This is a genomic window from Neobacillus muris, assembly GCF_943193175.1.
Classification (GTDB): Bacteria; Bacillota; Bacilli; order Bacillales; family Cytobacillaceae; genus Neobacillus; species Neobacillus muris.
Genome location: NZ_CALPDF010000034.1, coordinates 30,722 through 53,309 on the forward strand (window position 1 = coordinate 30,722; position 22,588 = coordinate 53,309).

The 22,588-nt window shown below is 42.3% G+C and carries 21 protein-coding genes; 14 read left to right on the forward strand and 7 right to left on the reverse strand.

What is annotated here, in order from left to right; all coding sequences use genetic code 11:
• Positions 1-239 precede the first annotated feature (239 nt).
• Entirely contained in the window at positions 240-1,709 is a 1,470-nt protein-coding gene (locus NFS43_RS18305) for an amidase family protein (protein ID WP_251554216.1), read from the forward strand.
• A 57-nt stretch (positions 1,710-1,766) separates the two neighbouring features.
• A complete protein-coding gene (locus NFS43_RS24445) occupies positions 1,767-1,901 on the forward strand; it encodes a hypothetical protein (RefSeq protein ID WP_277613971.1) in 135 nt (44 codons plus the stop codon).
• 112 nt (positions 1,902-2,013) lie between these two features.
• Here NFS43_RS24445 and NFS43_RS18310 read toward each other — a convergent pair whose 3' ends face one another.
• Both NFS43_RS18310 and NFS43_RS18315 read right to left on the reverse strand, forming a co-directional pair.
• Complete coding sequence (locus NFS43_RS18310) at positions 2,014-3,543, reverse strand: FAD-dependent oxidoreductase (protein WP_251554217.1); 1,530 nt, start codon at positions 3,541-3,543, stop codon at positions 2,014-2,016.
• Between the two features lie 328 nt (positions 3,544-3,871).
• Complete coding sequence (locus tag NFS43_RS18315) at positions 3,872-4,024, reverse strand: hypothetical protein (protein WP_251554218.1); 153 nt, start codon at positions 4,022-4,024, stop codon at positions 3,872-3,874.
• A 175-nt stretch (positions 4,025-4,199) separates the two neighbouring features.
• On the opposite strand from NFS43_RS18315, the gene safA reads away from it, so the two are divergent.
• The 7 genes from safA to NFS43_RS18350 all read left to right on the forward strand — a co-directional run bounded on the left by safA (position 4,200) and on the right by NFS43_RS18350 (position 10,128).
• On the forward strand, positions 4,200-4,811 hold the full coding sequence (safA, locus tag NFS43_RS18320; protein WP_251554219.1) for a SafA/ExsA family spore coat assembly protein: 612 nt from the start codon (positions 4,200-4,202) through the stop codon (positions 4,809-4,811).
• 139 nt (positions 4,812-4,950) lie between these two features.
• Positions 4,951-5,295 (forward strand): lmo0954 family membrane protein, encoded by a 345-nt coding sequence (locus NFS43_RS18325; RefSeq protein WP_251554220.1) that lies wholly within the window; start codon positions 4,951-4,953, stop codon positions 5,293-5,295.
• Positions 5,296-5,533: 238 nt separating this feature from the next.
• A complete protein-coding gene (locus tag NFS43_RS18330; RefSeq protein ID WP_251554221.1) occupies positions 5,534-6,178 on the forward strand; it encodes a PspA/IM30 family protein in 645 nt (214 codons plus the stop codon).
• Positions 6,179-6,268: 90 nt separating this feature from the next.
• Positions 6,269-7,003, forward strand: coding sequence for a cell wall-active antibiotics response protein LiaF (liaF, locus tag NFS43_RS18335; protein WP_251554222.1), 735 nt, complete (start codon positions 6,269-6,271; stop codon positions 7,001-7,003).
• On the forward strand, positions 7,000-8,049 hold the full coding sequence (locus NFS43_RS18340) for a sensor histidine kinase (RefSeq protein WP_251554223.1): 1,050 nt from the start codon (positions 7,000-7,002) through the stop codon (positions 8,047-8,049). The genes liaF and NFS43_RS18340 overlap by 4 nt, the downstream gene beginning before the upstream one ends.
• Entirely contained in the window at positions 8,042-8,674 is a 633-nt protein-coding gene (locus tag NFS43_RS18345) for a response regulator transcription factor (RefSeq protein WP_251554224.1), read from the forward strand. Before NFS43_RS18340 ends, NFS43_RS18345 begins: the two co-directional genes overlap by 8 nt.
• Before the next feature lie 119 nt (positions 8,675-8,793).
• Positions 8,794-10,128 (forward strand): polysaccharide biosynthesis protein, encoded by a 1,335-nt coding sequence (locus NFS43_RS18350; RefSeq protein ID WP_251554225.1) that lies wholly within the window; start codon positions 8,794-8,796, stop codon positions 10,126-10,128.
• Positions 10,129-10,157: 29 nt separating this feature from the next.
• On the opposite strand, the gene NFS43_RS18355 is transcribed toward NFS43_RS18350, so the two are convergent.
• The 3 genes from NFS43_RS18355 to NFS43_RS18365 all read right to left on the reverse strand — a co-directional run bounded on the left by NFS43_RS18355 (position 10,158) and on the right by NFS43_RS18365 (position 12,801).
• Complete coding sequence (locus NFS43_RS18355; protein ID WP_420910345.1) at positions 10,158-10,766, reverse strand: Bax inhibitor-1/YccA family protein; 609 nt, start codon at positions 10,764-10,766, stop codon at positions 10,158-10,160.
• A gap of 83 nt (positions 10,767-10,849) precedes the next feature.
• Positions 10,850-11,239 carry a large conductance mechanosensitive channel protein MscL gene (gene mscL / locus NFS43_RS18360; RefSeq protein WP_251554227.1) on the reverse strand — a complete coding sequence of 130 codons (390 nt, stop codon included), beginning with the start codon at positions 11,237-11,239 and terminating at the stop codon, positions 10,850-10,852.
• 62 nt (positions 11,240-11,301) lie between these two features.
• Entirely contained in the window at positions 11,302-12,801 is a 1,500-nt protein-coding gene (locus NFS43_RS18365; protein ID WP_251554228.1) for a response regulator transcription factor, read from the reverse strand.
• Between the two features lie 201 nt (positions 12,802-13,002).
• Here NFS43_RS18365 and NFS43_RS18370 point away from each other — a divergent pair, with 201 nt between their 5' ends.
• The 3 genes from NFS43_RS18370 to NFS43_RS18380 are packed head-to-tail and all read left to right on the forward strand — an operon-like array spanning position 13,003 to position 15,199.
• Positions 13,003-13,575: a DUF6230 family protein gene (locus NFS43_RS18370; protein ID WP_251554229.1), complete on the forward strand. Its 573-nt coding sequence runs from the start codon at positions 13,003-13,005 to the stop codon at positions 13,573-13,575.
• Positions 13,576-13,591: 16 nt separating this feature from the next.
• The gene (locus NFS43_RS18375) at positions 13,592-13,978 is read left to right on the forward strand and encodes a DUF6114 domain-containing protein (protein ID WP_251554230.1); all 387 of its coding nucleotides are present in this window, start codon (positions 13,592-13,594) and stop codon (positions 13,976-13,978) included.
• 15 nt (positions 13,979-13,993) lie between these two features.
• Entirely contained in the window at positions 13,994-15,199 is a 1,206-nt protein-coding gene (locus NFS43_RS18380) for a hypothetical protein (RefSeq protein WP_251554231.1), read from the forward strand.
• A gap of 635 nt (positions 15,200-15,834) precedes the next feature.
• On the opposite strand, the gene NFS43_RS18385 is transcribed toward NFS43_RS18380, so the two are convergent.
• Together NFS43_RS18385 and NFS43_RS18390 are read right to left on the reverse strand one after the other, a co-directional pair.
• The gene (locus NFS43_RS18385; protein ID WP_251554232.1) at positions 15,835-17,067 is read right to left on the reverse strand and encodes an aminopeptidase; all 1,233 of its coding nucleotides are present in this window, start codon (positions 17,065-17,067) and stop codon (positions 15,835-15,837) included.
• A 91-nt stretch (positions 17,068-17,158) separates the two neighbouring features.
• The gene (locus NFS43_RS18390) at positions 17,159-18,427 is read right to left on the reverse strand and encodes an MDR family MFS transporter (RefSeq protein WP_251554233.1); all 1,269 of its coding nucleotides are present in this window, start codon (positions 18,425-18,427) and stop codon (positions 17,159-17,161) included.
• Between the two features lie 169 nt (positions 18,428-18,596).
• On the opposite strand from NFS43_RS18390, the gene NFS43_RS18395 reads away from it, so the two are divergent.
• Both NFS43_RS18395 and hutH read left to right on the forward strand, forming a co-directional pair.
• Positions 18,597-20,786 carry a DNA topoisomerase III gene (locus NFS43_RS18395; protein ID WP_251554234.1) on the forward strand — a complete coding sequence of 730 codons (2,190 nt, stop codon included), beginning with the start codon at positions 18,597-18,599 and terminating at the stop codon, positions 20,784-20,786.
• A 216-nt stretch (positions 20,787-21,002) separates the two neighbouring features.
• Positions 21,003-22,487 carry a histidine ammonia-lyase gene (gene hutH, locus NFS43_RS18400; RefSeq protein WP_251554235.1) on the forward strand — a complete coding sequence of 495 codons (1,485 nt, stop codon included), beginning with the start codon at positions 21,003-21,005 and terminating at the stop codon, positions 22,485-22,487.
• Positions 22,488-22,588: the final 101 nt, after the last annotated feature.

A 22,588-nucleotide genomic window follows, 5' to 3' on the forward strand; every position in this document is an offset into this window, starting at 1 on the left:
AAGAATAATCCACCCTGTTTTAATGAGGATGGATTATTCATAACCATCTTGCGTTTATGGGACCGGGCTGAATAAGCTTCGGTCGTTTTTTTAAGTACCTCTGCCATTAGGATATGTTATCAATCAAGATACGTGACTAATGGATTTATGAAAAGTCGAACAAAGAACGCCATTTAACATTAATAATGCAAAAAATTCAATGAATTTCATTTATAATAAAGGCAAAGGGAGGGGAAACAGTGGAGAATCCAAAATTAAAGCAACTGAGTGAGGAATGGCTGGAAGAAGCCACCATTAACGAAATGCAAGAAAAATTGGAAAGAGGAGAGCTTACTTCAAAAGAATTGGTGCTTTTGTATTTACATAGGATTTCAGTATATGATCAGAAAATTAACTCCATACTTGAAATCAATCCCGACGCATTGCATATTGCGGAGGCATTGGACCAAGAGAGAAAGCTCTCTGGACCCCGAAGCCGCTTACATGGGATTCCGATCTTAATCAAGGATAATATTGATACCCATGATAAAATGCATACAAGTGCGGGTTCACTTGCCCTAAAAGACTCTATCGCTCTGAAAGACGCTAATGTGACAGAACAATTGCGCAAAGCAGGTGCTGTAATTCTCGGTAAAACCAATATGACGGAATGGGCCAATTTCATGGCGGAAAATATGAAAAATGGTTACAGCTCCCGCGGCGGGCAGGTTCTAAATCCGTACGGACCAGGAAAATTTGATGTTGGCGGCTCCAGTTCTGGTTCCGGGGCAGCTGTTGCCGCCAATTTTGCAGCAGCAGCAGTGGGAACGGAAACATCGGGCTCCATCTTAAATCCTTCCTGTAAGAATTCCTTGGTGGGCATTAAACCAACTGTGGGTCTTATCAGCCGAAGGGGGATTATTCCGATTTCTCATACACAGGATACGGCCGGTCCGATGGCAAGAACAGTCGAAGATGCTGCGATTCTTTTAAGTGCTTTATGCGGAAGGGATGAGCAAGATCCGATTACGAAAACAAACCCATTTGAGGAGAAGGACTTCACGAAGCATCTTTTAAAGAATGGTCTTAGCGGCAAGCGTATTGGAATTGCTTGTAATGGATTTCTCGAAAAATTGCCTGAAGATAAACAGCAGGTGGTACGAAATGCCTTCAACGTATTCGCTGCCTCAGGCGCTGTAGTAATGGAAAATATTGAAATCCCTTGTGCCAATGTGGAATGGGACATGAATGTGTTAACGCATGAATTTAAACCGGATTTAAATGCTTATTTTGCCCGGCTGCATCCCTCAATTCCAATTCGGACTTTGAAGGGGTTGATCGAATTTAACAAACAGCATGAAAAGGCCATGCTTAAATACGGACAGGCTGTTCTTGCGGCTTCTGAAGCCACAAGCGGATCGTTAAAAGAAGCCGAATATATCCATTCGTTAGAATATAATCTATATCATGCCTCTCAACGAGGAATTGATTACGCATTAGAAACCTATCATTTGGATATGCTTATTTTCCCTCACGAACAAGGGTCCATTATCAGTGCCATGCTTGGGTACCCATCCATTGCCATGCCTGCAGGCTATACGTCCAGTGGCGAACCGGTTGGCATTACCTTTGCCGGCGCAGCTTACAGTGAACCGGCTTTAATTGAAGCAGCCTATGCATACGAGCGGTTGACTAAATATCGCAAGGCACCTGTCTTAGAGAAAGAATAACCCTTTTCTTTTTCACCCATACTATCATTGAATTTTCTATTAAAGGAGATGTCAGGTATGGGAAGACAGAAACTAGGAAATGCCAATGCCCAGAGGAATAATAATCGAAAAAAAGCGATGCGGACTGCGGAAGAACTGGTTGAGTTCGAAACCGGAGAAGCTTTAAAGCGGAACCGTCCAAAGGATCAATAGTCCATACAGATAGACGCCTCCATAATCAGGAGGCGTTATGTCTTTATTCGTTTTGCTTTCATCTTGGTCATCTATTTATCGCAGCCAAAAGACAATAGCTGCAGGAAGAAAGTTATTCTTCTTTCAGCAAGGTCAACGGTTTGACTGCTGGACCTTCAATCACTTCCCCGTTAATGTCATATCGCGAGCCATGGCATGGGCAATCCCATGTTTTTTCCCCATGGTTCCACTCGCATTCACAGCCTAAATGGGTACAGGTTGTATCGACAACATACAGCTTGCCATTTTCATCACGATAGCCGCCTGCCCGTTTACCATTAAACATGACAGCGCTGCCCTCACCTGCCAGCAGCTCCTCGGGTTCTCTCGGAACAAATTCTAGTTTTCCATTAATTAAATGCTTAGCTACATCTAGATTGGTGGTGATGGCACTCCAAACATCCGGGTCCATTTGGAAACGGGAGGGAGAATAAAGCTCCATATACCGATTATCCTTCCCTGCAACATAATCCCGCAGCAAATGTCCGGCAAGAATTCCGGTCGTCATACCCCATTTTTTAAATCCGGTAGCCACCAAAATATTTTTTCGTTCTTTGGTTAGAGGACCGATATAGGGCACTCGGTCGAGGGTTACTAAATCTTGGGCTGACCAGCGATACAAATACTCTTTGATTCCAAAAACCTCTTCAGCAAACTTTTCGAGTGCTTCAAAATGTTTCATAGTGTCTATGCCCTGACCGGTTTTGTGGCCTTCCCCGCCAATGATAAGAAGATTTTTCCCATTGATTGGGGTAGAGCGAATTGATCGGGATGGGCTGTCAGCGCTAATATACATGCCGCCCGGATAGTCCTTGCCGGTGGTAATTCCGATGGCGTAGGATCGGTCCGCGTACATTCTGGCAAAAAACAGCCCAGGTTTGTCATAGAATGGCCAGTGGGACGCCATTATAACATGCTGGCAGGTGATTTTATGCCCAGACTTGGTGATGATTTTTGGATTTGATTCATCATCCTCGATGTCGGCTGCAGTTGTATTTTCATATACAGAGCAGCCAGTCTTGACAGCTTCCTCCAATAAAGCCCGAAGAAATTTTAACGGATGATATTGGGCCTGTTCATGCATCACTAGGGCACCCTTCACAGGTATGTCAAAGGGAATGGCATCTGTTAGCTCTCCAGAAATTCCAAGTCTTTGATAGGCATCGAGTTCCGTTTGCAGGCTGCCTAAGGTCTGTTCTGTCGTTGCATATACATAGGCATCCTGTTTGCTAAAATCACAATCAATTTGGTGTTCTAAGGCAGCAGCTTCCACAAAACTTACGGCTTCCATGTGAGATTCATAATATAGCTTGGCCTTTTCTTCGCCAAAATGGCCAATTAACTCATCGTAGATTATATCGTGCTGGGCCGTCAGCTTGGCAGTAGTGTGGCCGGTGGTGCCATTTAAAACGCTGCCGGCTTCGATTAAAGCGGTTTTTACTCCTTCTTTTGTTAACAAGTAGGCGGCTGTGATCCCAGTAATTCCAGCTCCTACAATTGCCACATCCACGCTGAGATCGTTGTCCAATTTATCAAAAGAAGGCAAATCAAGATCGCGCCAATAGGGCTTCGGAAATTGCGGGATCCCTTCATTTGTGCTCATAAAATACCTCCCGTTGTCCATAATGTATTCCTGTTTAATTTTTCCTACATTTTAAAAAATCATGTGCGGGGAAGTGCCGGTAAACAGGAGAAAATGGTTGGTAAGGGAAGGAATTTTGCCGGTAAACCTGGATAAAGTGCCGGTAAAATTGTGAACTTTGCCGGTAAATAAAAATTTCTCTCTTTAAGAGAACGAATGGCTGGGAAAAAAACATTCTGAAAAGAACAATCCGGTTCATAAAGCCGGAAAAATGTCCCTGCAAGTCACCGTGGTTGAAAACGTTTGAGACGGATGCCGACGCAGCGTGACTAAAATGAAAAAACCCTATTCAGGGTTTTGGTTGGTCTTTTGGACTGTTGAGCTTATCGATTCGAACAGAATCCTCTGTATCAAGTACCGTTCTCAAAAAATGCACCATTACTCCGCCTGCAATGCCAAGGCAGATTACAAATCCTATAGTTGTGACCCACCACAGAGCCATTAGAGATATCCCCCTTTTCTTTAGTGGCTGTTGATTCACAAGCTTTGTAAAGATATATGCAGAAGAAGGGGGGATCTTGCTAAGATTCTTTCATTTTAGCAGGACAAAAATAATTCAAATCTGCTGTATATTTTGAACCGCAAATCAAAAATATATATTCGGAGGAGGCGAAAAAATGAAAAAATCATTATGGATTGGGTTTCTGTTTTTCTTATCTTTATTCTGTATTCCGAGTGTTTCGTTTGCCCAGCAAATTTATACAGTTCAGCCGGGTGACTCACTTTGGAAAATTGCCGTCAAGTACCAAGTAGGTCTCTCAGAAATCATTGCGGCCAACCCCCAATTTAAAAACCCGGCACTCATTTATCCGGGACAAAAGGTTACAATTCCTGATTTAGGGGGAGTGAAATCGATTGAAAGCCAAGTGATTGACTTGACCAATCAAGAGCGTGCCAAAAACGGGTTAAAGCCAATGACAGCGGATTGGGAGCTTTCAAGGGTAGCCCGCTATAAGGCGATGGATATGAGGGACAAAAATTATTTTAGCCATACAAGCCCCACCTATGGCAGTCCGTTTGATATGATTAAGGCTTTTGGCATCAGCTACCGGTCCGCTGCAGAAAATATCGCTGCTGGACAAACCACCCCGCAGGCTGTGGTCCAATCATGGATGAACAGTTCAGGGCACAGGGCCAATATATTAAGTGCCAATACCCGAATTGGCGTTGGTTACGCAAAAGGCGGTTCCTACGGGCATTATTGGGTACAAATGTTTATCTCCAAATAAATGAAAGGGTCAGTCTCTTTAAAGCGGCTGGCCCTTTCTACGTCTTAAGACCGAGTTGAAAATCAAGCTTAGGCGCAATTATGAAAGCTTTTAAAAAAAGGTAAGATGAAATCAAGATAAACAAAGGAGTGAAAAGGAAATGAAGAAATTTGGATTATTATTGGCTGGAGGCATTGCAGCTGTTATCCTGCTTTCAACCATTGGTCCCATGGCAGGCCTAGTGATTAGCTTAGCCTTACTGTATTTTATCTTTAAACAATTTTTAAAGGCAGATTCAATGGTTGCAAAAATCATTCTTGGGGTCATTGGATTTGTTGTGCTGATGGCATCGATCCATAATGCTCCTGCCTTAATTGGAGCCGCAGCGGCATATGTTCTGTACCTTGTTTATAAAAAGTGGAATGAAACTAAGCACACTACTATTAAGGAAGAATCAGATCCATTTGTCAATTTTGAGAAGCAGTGGAATGAACTGAACCGATAAAAGTGGTTTTTCTACAAAATGACGGAGGGATTCAACAAAATATCGGTCGAATTCTACAAAATTAGGGATGAATTCAACAAAAAATGGATAAAATTTCCAATCTTTATCCGAAATTAGGTTGATTCTACAAAAAAGAAGCATTATTCTTCAAAATTTCAATTTATTCTACAAAATGAGCAAGCAATTCTACAAAAATTGGATAAAAAATACAATTGCAAAATAAAGGAGAGACAAAACGATGGCAAACCTATTTAGCAGAATTAAAAACACAGTGATGGCCGATTTACATGAGGCTATGGATCAAAAGGAAAGCAAGAATCCAATCGCAATGCTTAACCAATATCTTCGCCAATGTGAGCAGGAAACCGAAAAAGTCCGCAAGCTTCTTGAACGCCAATATAACCTGAAAGAGGAATTTGCTAAGGAATTCCAGCAGGCAGTCGGATTAGCTGAAAAAAGAAAGCACCAAGCTGAGGTTGCCTCTAAAGCCGGTGAAACTGAACTGGCTCAATTCGCACTGGCTGAGCATCAGTCTTTTACTGAAAGGGCAAAGCGGCTCGAAGCCTCACTCGATCAGGCACAGACTGGCCTCAAAGATTTGGAAAGAAAATATGGGGAAATGAAGCATAAATTGAAAGATATGGAGCTTCGCAGAATGGAGTTAATGGGCCGAGAGAATCTGGCCCGCGCTAACCACCGAATCAACCAAGTATTAGAAACAAATGGTGACTCCAGCCAGCCATTTTCCCGTTTTTCAGAAATTGAAAACTATCTCGATTGTTTAGAACAAAAGGTAAATAGTTCTTACTATCGCAGCACCATCGATGCAAGAATCGCTGAGTTAGAAAAAGACATGAAATTGCAAGAAAGCAAGTCCATTTAATGCCAATCCATGGTATGCTAAAAGGCGTAGGGTTCTACGCCTTTTTACCCATAGAAAAAAGCATAGACTAAAAAAAGGGAGGGTGAGCCCATGTTTAAAAATTTTAAGAATGAATATACCGGATGGCTGGTATTCATCGGTGCGGTTGTTTTGCTTCTGGAAATCTTGTTTTTTAACAGAGGGCTAATATTCTCTCTCTTTATTTCTGGCGGAATGATTTATTTAGGCAGGAAAAAGCGGGGAAAAAAGAGCGGCAAGCTGTTATTTTACGGAGGCATTGCTTTCTTAGCCATTTGTGTTTTTAACATGATGACGTTTAAGTTTCTATTGCTTGCTATTTTACTGCACTTTTTTATTCAATATTTAAACTCCAAAAGACAGCCAAACAAGATAGCTCTCAATATTACGGAACCTGGGATGGCCGCTCAAAAGGAAATGCTGATTAAAATAACCCCGCTGTTTGAAAATAATTTTATCGGGCAGCAAAAAACGCCAGCAGGGGTTTATGACTGGAATGATATCAATATACAAACCGGTATTGGGGATAATGTCATTGACCTAAGTTATACCATGCTGCCCAAAGGGGAAACGGTTATCTTCATCCGCAGCTTGGTTGGGAACTTAAAGATTCTTGTCCCTTATGAGATTGAAGTCAATGTCCATCATTCCTGTATAGCGGGTTCAACCACGATATTTGAAAACCATGAGGATAAAATCTTCAACCAGGTCTACCAATTCAAAACATCTGGCTATGAGACGGCTGAGCAAAAGGTGAAAATCTTTACTTCCGTTCTTGTAGGAAATTTAGAGGTGAGCCGGATATGAGCGCGACAGGTCGTCAAATTGTCTGGAGTGCCGGCTTTGCCATGGTGATTGCTGTCATGATTGGTGCTGTTTTTATGGTTGTTTTTCCATTGCACAACTGGTCTGAATTATGGACAAGACATTTTATGGATATACCTATCATAGTGTTTATTCCAATCTTTAGCCTAGCAATGGGAATTCTTTTGGGAGCCGTTACCGGCCTATACTGGAGACGGCAGTTCTTAACGATTGACCAATCGCTGCATCAATTAGCCGAAGGAAAACATTTAGAATGGCCTGCCAATCCTTCTGTAACCGAGATGCAAACCATTGCCGGAAGGATTGAGAAGATTGGCAGGCAGATATCTGAGCAGGCTAAGCTATCACAGCGGCTGGCAACGGAGAAAGTGGAAGAACAGGAATCCCGGATACAAGAAATTATTGAACAGGAACGAAATCGTCTGGCTCGGGAATTGCATGATTCCGTCAGTCAGCAGCTTTTTGCGGCCTCTATGATGATGTCGGCGATTAATGAAACAAAACAGCATACTGAAGAAACTTATGAAACTAAACAGCTTAAGATGGTGGAAGCGATGATCCACCAATCCCAGCTGGAAATGCGTGCCCTTCTGCTCCATTTGCGCCCTGTCCCCTTGAAGAATAAATCGCTGCAAGAGGGAATGGAAGAACTGTTAATGGAATTATCCCAAAAAGTCACCATGAATATTAATTGGAAGGTAGAGGAATTTCCGCTTGATAAAGGGGTGGAGGACCATTTATTCCGCATTCTGCAAGAATCTGTATCCAATACGTTACGGCATTCGAAAGCAAGCACTTTAGAGGTTCTACTAATTAAACGGGATGATCTAGTGATCTTGAGAGTGGTGGATGATGGAGTCGGTTTCGAAGCCGAGGAAGATAAAGCGGGCTCCTATGGGATGCAAAACATTAATGAGCGTGCCTTGGAAATAGGCGGAACGGTAAAAGTAATCAGCGTTAAAAATAAAGGGACAAGGCTGGAAGTAAAGGTTCCTGTTGTAAATAAGGGAGAGGATGCACATGATTAGGGTATTATTTGTGGATGATCATGAAATGGTGAGAATTGGCGTTTCCGCCTATCTTTCCGCCCAGCCGGATATTGAAGTGGTTGGAGAGGCTGATAATGGAAAAACAGGAGCAGAACTGGCGCTTAAGCTTCGGCCAGATATCATCCTTATGGATTTAGTCATGAAGGAAATGGATGGCATCGAAGCTACTAGAAAAATTATTGAACAATGGCCGGAAGCAAAAGTCATTATTGTAACCAGCTTCCTAGATGATGAAAAAGTTTACCCGGCACTGGAGGCAGGGGCTTCCAGTTATATGCTGAAAACGTCTAAGGCAAGCGACATCGCTAATGCCATCCGGGATACGTTCCATGGGCAATCAGTGCTAGAACCAGAAGTAACCGGAAAAATGATGCTGAAAATGCGCCAGAAAACCCAGCATCTGCCTCATGAAGAGCTAACCAGCCGGGAGCTGGAAATATTACTCCTGATGGCAGAGGGAAAAAGCAATCAGGAAATCGCCGATGAGTTATTTATTGCTCTCAAGACCGTTAAAACGCATGTCAGCAATATTCTCAGCAAATTGGATGTGCAAGACCGCACGCAGGCAGTAATTTATGCGTTTAAGCATTCTTTAATCCAATAAATTCAGAGACTTTCCAATCGTATTTTGGAAGGTCTTTTTTGATGAAAAAATTCTCCCTACTATTCAAAGGACTTGTCTCATATGTATATAAAGGAGTATGAATAGAAGGAGATGCAATGATGGCAGGTTACTACAAGAGTATTTTCTTTTTAGCGGCAGCTGCCTGCTTAGGAGAAGGTATCGAGATGCTGGTAAACATGATTTTGGCGCGCGAATTAGGTTCTCATGGCTTAGGATTATATATGTCAATTTTGCCAACGGTTTTTCTTATTGTCCTATTGGCAAGCTTTGAATTGCCTGTATCGATCTCCAAGTTAATTGCCGAAAGGGAGGATCGGTATCACCGAAATATCCTTTACCACGCTATTACGGTTACAGTTATTTTTACTGTTGTCTTATTTTTAGCAGGTACAGTGCTGATTCCCTTTATACCCGTCTTTAATTCTTACCATCCGTATATAAGATGGCTGGTCCTCCTGCTAATCCCGATTATTTCCTTTACGTCTGTCGCCAGGGGCTATTTTATGGGCAGACAGCAGATGGGGAGAATTGCTGTCTCCAACTTCTTGCGAAAGCTGGTGCAGCTGGCTGCATTATTTATTTTGTTTCGGCTCTTCGATTTCGATGCCCAAGCATCGCTGCTAGTCGCCATTGGGACATTTATCGGCAGTGAATTGATCACTTTTCTCTATTTGTTCTACTTATTTATGATTCAGTTTCAGCACATAAAGAGCATGCCTTTTTCAAATCTAAACCGGAAAACGGTAAGAAAGAATTTAATGGCCGTATCTATCCCAACAACAAGCATGCGGTTGTTTTCAGCCTTTACCGGTGCGATTCAGCCTTTTTTAATAAAAGCGGCGTTGGAGCATTCAGGGTTGACCGAGACATTAGCGACCGAGCATTTTGGCATGCTGATGGGGATTGCGGCCTCAATTGGCTTTTTTCCGGCATTTATTGCCCATTCCCTCTTGATTGTTCTGATTCCGGGTGTATCTAAAACCCATGCAGAAAATAATTATCAAAATTTGCAAAAAATGCTCCAGCAGGTAATGAAGCTTACCTTGGTATATGGAACAGCGGCGGTGGCGGTTTTCTACTTTTTCGCCCCACAATTGACGGGATTGTTTTTTAAATCGGACACATCGGCCATCTATCTGCAGTTACTATGGCCCTATTTTCTTTTCCACTATTTTATTATTCCGCTGCAGGGATTTTTACTCGGGCTTGATTTGATCAAAGAAGCCTTTTATCATGTCATTTGGTCACATATTGTCAGCTTTGCCATCATTTTCTGGCTGGGATCAATGCCGGAATGGAGAATGGATGGAGTCATTATTGGGTTGAATACTGGGGCGGTTCTCTTATGCCTCATGCATTATTTAACTGTCTGCAAAAAAATCGGACTCAGTTTTTTCATGCGAGGGATCGTGCCAAAAACGCTGGAACGCTAAAAAAAGGCCGCTAAATGGCGGCCTTTCCATTAATCCTTGCTGTTTAAGATCCCGAGTATCCGCAGGATGCTGATGAAAAGATTGATAAAGTCCAAATATAAGCTTAATGCCATTAACGGCACATCTTCCGCCCTGACCCCATAGTGCTTCATCCGGCTGATATCAAATAAAACATAACCGCTGAAAACGAGAACCCCGATAAAGGAATAGGCCAGCATACCAGTTGAGCTTAGCGGAACAAACAAGTTAAAAATTCCGACAGCCACTAGGGCGAGCAGTGCCGCTAACAGGAATCCGCTTAAAAACGAAAAATTCCGTTTTGATTTTGCGGCATAAACGGCAATTCCTGAAAAAACAATGGTTGTACTTCCAAATGCCATCAATACGATATTGGCACCTGCTGTGGCCACGTAATAGCCAACAATTGGGTATAACGTTATCCCCGAAATAAACGTAAAGACATATAAGAACGAATAAGAGATCGCTTTTTTACGCCTAAAAAACACAGCGGCAATGATCATAACTAATTCTAAAATCGATAACGGCAAAATTAAAGCGGGTGGTACGAATGACCCTGCCATGGTGCCGACAAAGGCAATGGCAAGTGACAATGCAAACGTCCGTAACACGGAGGGCATAAAATCAACTGAAGATGTTTGTGTATACAATTCCTCTTCACCTCTGAAATAATTTCTTACATTTATGATATACGATATTGTGGTCAAGATGTTTCATCTTTTTTAAATAAATCTTGTCTTTCTTTTAATAAATCGCGAATTTCGGCCAGCAGTTCCTCGCTCCGTTCTAGCTTGACTTCCACTTTCTTAGGCTCTTCTTTCCTTTTGAACCGGTTTAAAAATTTCACGAAAAGAAAAATAGAAAAAGCAATAACAAAAAAGTCAATGACATTTTGCAGAAAGACACCGTATTTGATATCTTTATAGGCCAAGTCTTCAACGTGCACTCTTCCTGTTAATAATACTATAATCGGAGTAATGATATCGGCAACCAGCGAGGAAACAATTTTTCCAAATGCCCCTCCGATAATGACTCCAATGGCTAAATCAAGCACATTTCCTTTCATGGCAAATTGCTTAAATTCTTTCCACATCTCTTATCCACCTCTTTCTTTAGGGGAAATTGTACCTTGCCAAATGATCCTTTGCAACCGCCTTAAGAGATTAAATTCATTCTAATCGCTTTCACAGCGGCATCCGTCCTGTTTTTAGCTGATAGTTTTTGAATAATGACCGAGACATAGTCCCGGACTGTATAGCTGCTTAAATGGAGCTCCTCGGCTGCCTCACTAATGGAAGCGCCGTCAGCGATCAGCTTTAATACTTCACGTTCACGCTGTGTAAGGATGGTGCTGGGTGCAGCAATGTGTTGGGGGTTTTCTTCCCCGATGGAATACAAGCGTTCCCCTGCATACTGGCCAAATTTGATAAGAGTCATCAACGTTTGTGGCGCAATGATAAACTCTGAATTTTCTCCTTGATCCAAAAAGGCGATTCCTACTAGTTGCTGTTTAGTTGGCGCGAATAAAGGGAGCACAACGATTGATTTTAATTTAAAGGCCTGAATGTATTTTTCGGGTATCACATCAGAAGCATTTGAAAAGTAAAGCTGATGGGAATAGGTTGATTTATTTAAATATTTTTGGATAAAGGGAATCTGGAATATTTTCTCTCTTATCGGCTGAATGGAGGTGGGATTTACATCATATCCGGCCAGTCCGATCCCTTTTTGTTCTGAGTGATCATATAAAAATAATGCACATCGCTTGAAGGGCAGATATTCAACCAGGCCGCGCGCAATGGCTTTAACGGCAGCTTCCGAACTTCTGGAAGGCAGCAAATGCTGTAAGAAAAGCAAACAGGCATTTTTCAAATCCAATTTATTCTCGAGATGCTGAACTTTCAATTGACGCAAATACATATCTCGAATGACCCCGATTTGCTGCTGGCTAATTGAACCATTTTCCAGCAAGCAGACAAGCAGTGTGTCGTTTAAGCAGGGGATTTGTATAATTGGCGCCTTCTCCTTTTTTGTTCCAATCAGCCGATCGATCGCGATTGAGAGGTAATCAAGCTGCTGTGCCTTTAATGATAAACACATATCTAGCAAATGATTGTCCACTTGGTGCTGGTCGGAACATGTCACATATTCAATTTGGTATTCCTCCTGGCCCTTTTTTACGACAGCAAGCCACTTCATTGGGACAAAGTTTGAGGATACAATCATTCTTGCCCATCGTTCGATTCTCATACCGGAATCCTGGGTTAATAAGGATTGGTCAAGTATTCGTAAAAAGAAGGCTTGGACAGCCTGGTGATCAAGCAATGTGCTGGCAGGGGCTTTAGCCAGCAGTTTATGGAAAATGGTTTCGATCGTTGTGATAAAGGAGATCGCCTCATACTCATCGTAATGAGTTGAAAACCGCCTTTGCCACTCCTGTAACAGAGAAAGAATATACGAGTCTATACTATTTGTTTTTTCTTTAGATAGCGACTGAATGGCATATTGGATCATCCCGCCGTACTCAACTGCAAAATGCTCATTTTGCTTTTCTAAAGAAGACAATAATTCTCCCCAGTCATTTAAAAAAGCCGTTTGCAGACTCTTCATTAAAGTAAAACCTTTATAGAGCAGCTGTTCCATTTTTTTTTCCACTTTTTTAGCCCACATCCAATCCGTAATAAAAAATTCGTTTGTAGATCGAGCAATTTGTCCGTGACAGAATAACACCCGACATTTGACGGGTTATTCATAATTTTACGATATTTTCCGTGATTGTGGTAGTAATACAGGGATAGTATGGTATAGAAAGAAGTAAGTGTTTTAAAAATTCAGAAAAATAGGAGGGGTTATTAAATGGAGAGTCCGGTTCAACTTGTTGAGGGGAGAATAAGCAAGAAAGTATTTTGGTCAGCAATGGCTGCAGGGATATTGGCCCTTGGACTGCTATTGGTATCTTTCGGCATTTCCGGTGTAGCTTACGCGGTTCCGATTGCTGGGGTGGGCGACTTTTATGTGGAGTTCGATAAATTAGAGGGGACGGGTTATACCTTCTATCCAAAAATGGGTGAAACCTCAAGCTCAGATTCATCGCCGCAAGGAACGAACCTTATTGAAAATCTAACGATTACCAACTTGCAGCTGTACAAGGATTTTAATGTAGGGGACCAATGGATTCGTGTTAAAATAACTGCTTCTAAGCCTGTTCAAATTACGGGATTGCAGCACGATGCAGGTCTTATTGAAGCCAATGCGAAGTTCCAGGACTTAGTGCTGCAGGAGAAGAATAGCACGGATTGGCAGAAGCAATTCTTACAGACCTCGTCCTCCATTATTTTAGAGAATGCTAAGTTAAAAACCCACTATTTATTTCAAAAAACGATCAATATGAATGGCATGAAGCTGACAATCGAAAAAATTAATAAGTAGTCAGGCGGGGAGATAAATGAGATTTAAAAAATGGCGTAAGAAACGGCCGTTCTGGGGTGCATTATTAACCGTTATTAGTGGCCTCATGATTCTATGGGTACCGTTAAACCTTTATTTGGCAACCTTTCTGCCGGGTTCAATAGCTGTTATCGGCTTATTGTTTGGAGGAATGATTACCTTGATTGGGGTAGTTGCCATGTTTTTTCCAAATGCATCTAGGATTCTGGGAATCTTTACAATCTTTCTTTCGATTCTGTCTATTATTGGTGCACTAGGAGGATTCTTGTTTGGGACCATTTTTGGAATCATCGGTGGAGCATTGTTGACAGCATGGCACTTAGGGCCGGCGAAGGTGAAAAAATCTCGTTCAACCGGGGTTGATGAAACGGCACAATCGGTCTAAAGGAGAGCAATAAATATGTGGTGGAAAACCAAATTTATATTAATCGTTTGTTGTTTGACGCTCATGTGCCTGCCGTTGCTGTCTCCTGCTAACAGTATAAAAGCAGCTGAAAATTCGAATACAGAAGGATTTATTATTGAGGCGGACAAAGTTGTCGGCACTGGAATGAAGGCGTCCATTGTAAAACAGGAAACCTCAACAAGCAATAGTAAGCTAATGCTCAGGATTCAATATGAATCGGCAACCATTTACGGGATGAAGTTGACCAAACCTGTCAGTACAGGCAAGGGAACTGTCAGCATTACTTTAAGTGCAAACGGCCCGGTTACGGTGTATGGCATGACGGTTGATACCACTGCCATTTCTTTTAAGGGAGCCTGTTTGAAAGCGGGAGAGACCATTCCGGAGCTCGGTATGGAAAATGTGGTGATGGTTGCACATTATATGAAATCAGAGAATAGTATTATTGAGCAATTAGTGTTAAATACAGTCAATGGAAATGCACAGCCTAACAAGCCGGGACAGCTGCAAATTCTTCAAGATTTAGCTGTACTGCCGCTTAGTCAACTGGATAAGGAAATAGAAAAAATGACGTCCGGACAGCTTCCGCTTGCATGCAGTGATGGATCCATCCAAGAAGAAGCATCGAGGGGGACTGGGATAGAGCAGCTCCCTGATGGGATTGGAGTTGTTACAGACCCATTGGAGCCTGTCTTAGATCCGCTTGAGCCGATACTTGATCCAGTTACAAAACCGCTTGAGCCGATACTTGATCCAGTTACAAAACCGCTTGAGCCGATACTTGATCCAGTTACGAAGCCGCTTGAACCGATACTTGAACCGATTACTAAACCGCTTGAACCGATCGTTGACCAGGTGACGAAACCGCTGGAGCCAATTGTAAGCGGTACCGTTGGAGCGGCGGATCAGGTTGTCCAAACGGTCTGTACCAAGGTACGGGATGCCAATGGAGTGATAAACAAACAACTGGCCTTAGAATTAATGGACGAAGCGATTTCCAAAAAGATACCGCTTAACCAGGTCTGCCAAGAAAATAAATCGGTTCTGCAAATGGTTGGAAATTTGGAGGACAGTTTATTAAAGTCACTAGGGATGGTCGATTTATTCGGAAAAATATTGGGCGATCCAATCGACGTTCTATATAAAATGCGTGATAAAGTGTTAAAAAAACCGGATGGAGCGATAATTTATTCCCCATAGAAAAAGAGGAGAATACCTGCTCTTAAAGGGTTCACTTTAGAGGTGGATAACCTTGTTTTGGTAAAGTAAATGCCAGAGCGTTATGCAGCAAAAAATCATAGAAAAGAGTGCCTTTTTAAATTGAAAATGCACTCTTTTTTATCTAAGCTGTTTTTTCTCAAAATTTGCTTGGTTTGGGATATGGATTGAGGACAATTTTACCGATTTCCAAGCGATTTTTGTCGTCATGAAGCGGTCAGCAGCAGCGATTAAGAACAGTGTTGCCGATTTCCGAACAAACGGATTTCGTCTTCAAAAGCTGTGATTGAAGACAGTTTTGCTGATTTCAGCTGTGTTTTCCCGCCAACAATTTTTTGAATGAATATCCTTAATAAGCACCTATTTTTGAAATAGATGGATATCTAATTTGACACCAAATTGTCGTTGTGCAATAAGTATAGTCACATGCTAATTTTCTCATTGATAATCGTGTCAATTTTCCTTTAAACACTTCAAAAACCACTAATACATAACAAAAATGGCATGCTCCATTCGCATGCCATTTCGTGTGCCAATCTGCAGCGTGCACCCCTTAACGGAATCCTTTCACCTGCTATTTTTCGCTTTTATATACCTAAATCACTTTGGGGGTATCGTTAGAATGCCCAATTTCCATTGCGGAATATGGCTTCCGTTTTTCCGTCAGCCGTGATTCCGTCAATGTCCATTTCAGCGGAGCCTATCATGAAATCAACATGGGTGATGCTTTCGTTCAGGCCATGTTCCTGACGTTCTTTGGCGGACATAGTCTTGCCGCCTTCCATACAAAATGCATACGCACTTCCGATTGCCAAATGGTTGGATGCATTTTCATCAAACAGCGTATTCAAAAATAAAACATTCGACATCGAGATTGGTGAATGATAAGGAACGAGTGCTACCTCGCCTAAGTAGTGGGAGCCTTCATCGGTTTCTATCAAATGTTTCAGGACCTCTTCTCCTTCTTCTGCCTTAACATTGACAATTCTCCCATTCTCAAAGGTCAGCGAAAAACGGTCTATGATATTTCCGCCGTAACTGAGCGGTTTCGTATTTGTGACCGTTCCATTGACACCTGTTTTTAAAGGAGCCGTAAAGACCTCCTCAGTAGGCATGTTAGCCATAAATTCAAAACCTTTTTCATTTATGCTTCCGGCACCTACCCATAAATGCTTTTTCGGAAGCTCAATGGTCAGGTCTGTTCCTGGAGCTCGATAATGGAGCTTAGCGTACCGTTTTTCATTTAAATAACGGACCTTATCATGGAGTATCTCATCATGCTTTTTCCAAGCCTCCACAGGATTTTCCGTATCAGCCCGAACGGCTTTAAAAATAGCATCCCAAAGCTTTTCGACTTGCTGCTCTGCAGGCACATCTGGGAAAACTTTTGCTGCCCATGCAGGTGCTGCTGCAGCAATAACTGTCCAGCTGACCTTATCAGATTGGATTGCCTGGCGATATTTTGATAGTGCTTGTCCGGCTGTTTTCTGGAAATTGGCAATCCTCGCAGGGTCTACGCCTTTTAATAAATCAGGGCTTGAGGACACAATCGACATAAACGCTGCGCCTTTTTCAACTAATGCTACCTGTTCCTTTGCACGCCATTCAGGGTATTCTGTAAATGCTTCATCTGGGGCGAGCTCGTATTTTGTTTTGGTGACCACATCGTCAGTCCAGTTAACAATGACATTAAATGCACCAACCTCATACGCTTTTTTGACCACAAGACGAACAAATTCTGCCGCCTCGATGGATCCGCTGACCACTAAGGTTTGTCCTCTTTGGACGTTGACTCCGACCTTGACTGCGAGTTCAGCATACTTTTCAAGGTTCTTTTGAAAATCGCTCATATGTACATCTCCTTTTCAGAATCTTTGTTATTATTTTAACTTGTATAAAGAGAAAAAGTAAATGAGAGCTGAAATGTTATTTGATCCATTGCTAGTGCTGCATCTTTATATTCTTTTTTTCAAAGGTGTGAAACATCATCCAATACATGGCTGCACTAAGGAGTGCTAATATAAATAGGACAAAAAACGTCCAGTTGTATCCAATCCACACTGTCATGGGAATCGATAAAGGAGCAATCGTCCGGCTGATGGTATACCTCAGGCTGGCAGCCGCAAAATATTGCCCTCGCATATGTTCAGGAGCAAGCTTCGATACAAAGCTTTGCTGCAGTCCGGCTCCCATTAATTCTCCAAATGTAAACAATGCCATGGACAATATAAATCCCCAAATCGAATGGGTCAGGCTAAACATAATAACCGAAATGGCATAAGCGACTGATGAGAAAATAAAAACATTTCTTTCATAATATTTAGACATCCATTTCGTTACAGACACGGTCAGCAAAGCTACCAGTAGACCATTCTCAGCCAAAATAATTCCGAATGCCTGCTCGCCTCTAACGGTTAAAGACCAATTGCCAATGGCAAAGGAGGAATCTTGGAGTACCTCCTTGATATAGACCGGGAACAATAAGTCCAGCTGCATAAATGTTTGTCCCGCCAGTACACCTGCCATAATGAATTGAAGAAAGGTTCTGTCCTTGACAATTAATGAATAATCTCTTAATTGGTTGAGAAGAAAGTCATACCATTTGCCATTCGTATCCGGATCTGCGGATTTTGATTTTGGAGCCGTCTCATGTGTCCACTTGGACAATATCAGACCTAGCAGGAGGCAGACAATTCCTGCAATAATCAGTAATTCTACACGATATGCCGCATAGAAAATGGCTCCTAAAATAGGACCAATGACCACCGCAATATTAATCGCTGTATAAAATATCGCAAAAACATTGCTCCGGTGTTTTTCCTCGACCACATCTGCTACCATGGCTTGGCTGGCCGGCCAGTAAAACGAGCCAAATACGCCAGCACAGGCGAAGGAAACAAAACCCGTCCATGGAGAATGAAGCCATGGGGAACTGGCCGCTGCAAAAACTAAGAAGGATAGTCCTTGGCCAATGGAGGAGAGGACCATCATCCGTTTCCGGCCAAATCGGTCTGCGCAGTATCCGCCCATCAGGTTGGCGATTACTGAAAATACTTGCGAGAAAACTAACAGTAACCCGGCTTTACTTTTCCCAAACTCGTCAGCAAAGTAGATCGTTAAAAAGGGAAAGAACATCCAATAGGTGATGTTCATCATGGCCTCCCCAAACAATCGAACCTTTAAATTTATATCCCAATCTCTTATTTTCATAGATAACCCCATTTCACACATTCTCACTTTAACATCATACTATCTGAATGGAAGATTATCCAACATAAGGTGGGGTTGTTAATGACTCACGGAAAAATGAATTTCAGGCTGCTTTGTTTCTTTTGTTTATAATGGTATAATAAATGGTTATTAGAAGGAGTGTTTAAAAGTGAAAAAAAGTGTTGTAATTGCTGAGAAACCTTCCGTAGCCCGCGATATTGCGCGTGTTTTAAACTGCCATAAAAAAGGAAATGGTTTTTTAGAAGGAGATAAATATATTGTTACATGGGCACTAGGACATTTAGTTACACTGGCTGACCCAGAAGCCTATGATGAAAAATATAAAACGTGGAAAATAGAAGATCTGCCGATGCTGCCCAACGAGTTGAAACTTGTGGTCATCAAGCAAACGAATAAGCAATTCCAAGCTGTAAAAAGCCAGCTTATCCGCTCTGATGTGGGAGAGGTGATCATTGCGACAGATAGCGGCCGAGAGGGAGAACTTGTCGCCCGCTGGATTCTTGCCAAAGCAAAGATAAATAAGCCTACAAAACGTCTTTGGATTTCATCCGTGACAGATAAAGCCATTAAAGATGGCTTTGCTAACTTGAAGCCTGGCAAAGCCTATGAAAATTTATATGCTTCCGCAGTTGCTCGCTCAGAAGCGGATTGGTATATAGGACTGAATGCAACACGAGCATTAACAACCCGTTTTAATGCACAGCTAAACTGCGGCCGGGTTCAAACCCCGACGGTTGCCATCATCGCAGCACGCGAAGAAGAAATCAAGAACTTTAAGCCGCAAACCTATTATGGAATTGAGGCACAAACATCCGATCATTTAAAATTAACTTGGCAGGATGCAAAAGGCAATAGCCGCAGCTTTGATAAAGAAAAAATCGATGCGATTGTGAATAAGCTGGGCAAAAAAAATGCACTAGTAGTTGAAATTGAGAAAAAACCGAAAAAGTCGTTTTCTCCAGGTCTTTATGATTTAACTGAACTTCAGCGCGATGCGAACAAAATTTTTGGGTATTCTGCAAAGGAAACGTTAAACATTATGCAAAAACTGTATGAACAGCATAAAGTCCTGACGTATCCTCGTACAGATTCGCGATATCTCTCGTCAGACATCACGGGTACGCTCCCAGAACGCTTGCGAGCTTGCGGCGTTGGGGAGTACCGCACGTTTACAAATAAGATTTTAAGTAAGCCGATAAAAGCTTCGAAAGCATTTGTGGATGACAGCAAAGTATCCGACCACCATGCGATCATTCCGACAGAAGGCTATGTGAACCTTTCAGCGTTTACGGACAAAGAAAGGAAAATTTACGACCTAGTGGTAAAACGTTTCTTGGCTGTGTTATTTCCAGCATTTGAGTATGAGCAGCTAACGCTGCGGGCAAAAATCGGCGATGAGAACTTCGTTGCAAGGGGAAAGACCATTTTAACAGCGGGGTGGAAAGAAGTATATGAGAATCACTTTGATGACGAGGATGCAGCAGACGACCTAAAAGAACAGATTTTACCTCGCATTGAAAAAGGCGACACCTTAAACGTGAGACTAATCGTCCAAACATCCGGCCAAACCAAACCGCCTGCTCGTTTTAATGAGGCAACATTGCTTTCGGCAATGGAAAACCCTGCGAAGTATATGGAAACCAAAAATAAACAACTGGCAGAAACATTGAAATCAACTGGCGGATTAGGGACTGTTGCAACCCGGGCTGATATTATTGACAAGATTTTCAATTCATTCTTAATCGAAAAGCGTGGAAAAGACATTCATCTTACCTCTAAAGGACGCCAATTGCTGGATTTAGTGCCTGAAGAACTAAAATCTCCTGCCTTAACGGCGGAGTGGGAACAAAAGCTTGATCAAATTGCCCATGGAAAGTTGAAAAAAGAAGTGTTCATCAGCGAAATGAAAAAATATACAAAAGAAATTGTTGCTGAAATTAAGGCAAGCAATAAAAAGTATAAGCACGACAATATTTCTACCAAAAATTGTCCAGACTGTGGTAAGCCAATGCTTGAGGTAAATGGGAAAAAAGGCAAAATGCTTGTGTGCCAAGACCGTGAATGCGGCCATCGCAAGAATGTTTCCCGGGTCACGAATGCGCGCTGCCCGCAATGCCATAAAAAACTGGAGCTTCGCGGTGAAGGGGAAGGACAAATTTTCGCTTGTAAATGCGGCTATCGTGAAAAATTATCTGCTTTTGAAGCACGCCGTAAAAAGGAATCTTCCGGGAAAGTGGATAAACGTACGGTACAGAAGTATCTGAAAAACCAGAACAAGGAAGAAGAGCCAATTAATACAGCATTGGCCGATGCCTTAAAAAAGTTAAATCTGAAGTAAAACAATGTTTTTTATAAAATAGTTGCTTTTATTGACAGAAAGAATTGTCCGCACATAAAATAATGATAATTCATCATTTTTCGAATGGATGATTCATATGAGGTATTCCCATACAATTTATAATAACAAGGAGAAAGAGGCTGAATTCCCAATCTGAAACGGTTAGGAATGACGGCCTCTTTCTTTATTTTGATAATGTGGCAGAGGAGTGGGGCGATGATTAGCTTGACAGGAAAGGGCTTGACCATCGAGCAAATAAAAGAAATCTTGTGCCGCAAACAAAAGGCGGCCGCATCTGACACCAGCTTAGAGGCAGTGGCCAAGAACAGGGAGGCTGTGGACAGAATTGTTAAAGAACGGAAAGTCGTTTATGGGATTAATACAGGATTTGGAAAGTTCAGTGATGTTCTAATCGACCAACACCACGTGCATGACCTTCAGTTAAATTTAATCCGTTCTCATGCATGCGGGGTAGGAGACCCATTTCCGGAAATGGCAGCAAAGGCGATGGTTTTGCTCCGCGCAAATGCCCTTTTGAAAGGGTATTCGGGAATCAGGCCAATAGTGATCCAAAGGCTGCTTGAGCTGGTTAATAAGGAGATTATTCCTGTCATACCCCAGCAAGGCTCCCTGGGGGCAAGCGGCGATCTGGCTCCGTTATCCCATCTTGCCCTCGTTTTAATTGGCGAGGGGGAAGCATTTTACAAAGGGGTCCGGATGGATTCAATGTCGGCACTTCGCCAGGCAGGGATACGCCCAATTAAACTGGAAGCGAAGGAGGGGCTCGCACTTATAAACGGAACACAGGCAATGACAGCTATGGGGGTTATTGGTTATATGGAGGCAGAACAGCTTGCGAATGATAGTGATCTTATCGCATCCATGACGATAGAAGGACTGAACGGAATCATCGATGCTTTTGCCGAGGAAATTCATGAAGCACGAGGTTATCAGCAGCAGATTGAAACTGCTGCCCGTATCCGCCGGTTTCTTGCTGACAGCCAGCTGACTACTGCACAGGGGGAGCTAAGGGTCCAAGATGCCTATTCGCTCCGCTGTATCCCTCAAGTGCATGGTGCCTCGAGGCAGGCGCTTGACTATGTCAAAGAGAAATTAGAAATTGAAATGAATGCCGCAACAGATAACCCATTAATTTTTGATCATGGACAAAAGGTAATTTCCGGTGGGAATTTCCATGGCCAGCCAATTGCCCTGGCAATGGATTTTATGAAAATCGCTATTGCTGAGCTTGCTAATATATCGGAGCGGCGAATCGAAAGGCTAGTCAATCCGCAATTAAATGATTTGCCTCCATTTCTGAGTTCACAGCCTGGGCTGCAATCCGGAGCGATGATTATGCAATATACAGCTGCTTCACTTGTCTCGGAAAATAAAACCTTGGCACATCCGGCAAGTGTGGATTCTATTCCATCCTCTGCCAATCAGGAGGACCATGTCAGCATGGGAACAATCGCCGCAAGGCATGCTTATCAAATCATACAAAATGCAAGAAGAGTACTTGCGATAGAATTTATTTGTGCCATGCAGGCTGTGGAATACCGCGGCATTGATAAAATGGCTTCTCAAACCAGAAAGTTTTATGAATCAGGAAGAAATTTAGTGCCCTCCATCGATCAGGACCGCATCTTTTCTAACGATATAGAAAAGGTTGCAGAATGGCTAAAACTCCAATGTTATTGAATAAAAAGGCGTGAAGTATTCACGCCAGGCTGTCGAAAAACCTTCGACAGCTTTTATTTTATCTTTATTCTTTATTAATTCACCGCGTTAATATGATATAA

Coding starts and splice junctions, on each gene's coding strand:
- NFS43_RS24445 (WP_277613971.1), top strand. CDS start 1,767: ATGGGAAGACAGAAACTAGGAAATGCCAATGCCCAGAGGAATAATAAT.
- NFS43_RS18310 (WP_251554217.1), bottom strand. CDS start 3,543: ATGAGCACAAATGAAGGGATCCCGCAATTTCCGAAGCCCTATTGGCGC.
- NFS43_RS18315 (WP_251554218.1), bottom strand. CDS start 4,024: ATGGCTCTGTGGTGGGTCACAACTATAGGATTTGTAATCTGCCTTGGC.
- safA (WP_251554219.1), top strand. CDS start 4,200: ATGAAAAAATCATTATGGATTGGGTTTCTGTTTTTCTTATCTTTATTC.
- NFS43_RS18325 (WP_251554220.1), top strand. CDS start 4,951: ATGAAGAAATTTGGATTATTATTGGCTGGAGGCATTGCAGCTGTTATC.
- NFS43_RS18330 (WP_251554221.1), top strand. CDS start 5,534: ATGGCAAACCTATTTAGCAGAATTAAAAACACAGTGATGGCCGATTTA.
- liaF (WP_251554222.1), top strand. CDS start 6,269: ATGTTTAAAAATTTTAAGAATGAATATACCGGATGGCTGGTATTCATC.
- NFS43_RS18340 (WP_251554223.1), top strand. CDS start 7,000: ATGAGCGCGACAGGTCGTCAAATTGTCTGGAGTGCCGGCTTTGCCATG.
- NFS43_RS18345 (WP_251554224.1), top strand. CDS start 8,042: ATGATTAGGGTATTATTTGTGGATGATCATGAAATGGTGAGAATTGGC.
- NFS43_RS18350 (WP_251554225.1), top strand. CDS start 8,794: ATGGCAGGTTACTACAAGAGTATTTTCTTTTTAGCGGCAGCTGCCTGC.
- NFS43_RS18355 (WP_420910345.1), bottom strand. CDS start 10,766: ATGCCCTCCGTGTTACGGACGTTTGCATTGTCACTTGCCATTGCCTTT.
- mscL (WP_251554227.1), bottom strand. CDS start 11,239: ATGTGGAAAGAATTTAAGCAATTTGCCATGAAAGGAAATGTGCTTGAT.
- NFS43_RS18370 (WP_251554229.1), top strand. CDS start 13,003: ATGGAGAGTCCGGTTCAACTTGTTGAGGGGAGAATAAGCAAGAAAGTA.
- NFS43_RS18375 (WP_251554230.1), top strand. CDS start 13,592: ATGAGATTTAAAAAATGGCGTAAGAAACGGCCGTTCTGGGGTGCATTA.
- NFS43_RS18380 (WP_251554231.1), top strand. CDS start 13,994: ATGTGGTGGAAAACCAAATTTATATTAATCGTTTGTTGTTTGACGCTC.
- NFS43_RS18385 (WP_251554232.1), bottom strand. CDS start 17,067: ATGAGCGATTTTCAAAAGAACCTTGAAAAGTATGCTGAACTCGCAGTC.
- NFS43_RS18390 (WP_251554233.1), bottom strand. CDS start 18,427: ATGAAAATAAGAGATTGGGATATAAATTTAAAGGTTCGATTGTTTGGG.
- hutH (WP_251554235.1), top strand. CDS start 21,003: ATGATTAGCTTGACAGGAAAGGGCTTGACCATCGAGCAAATAAAAGAA.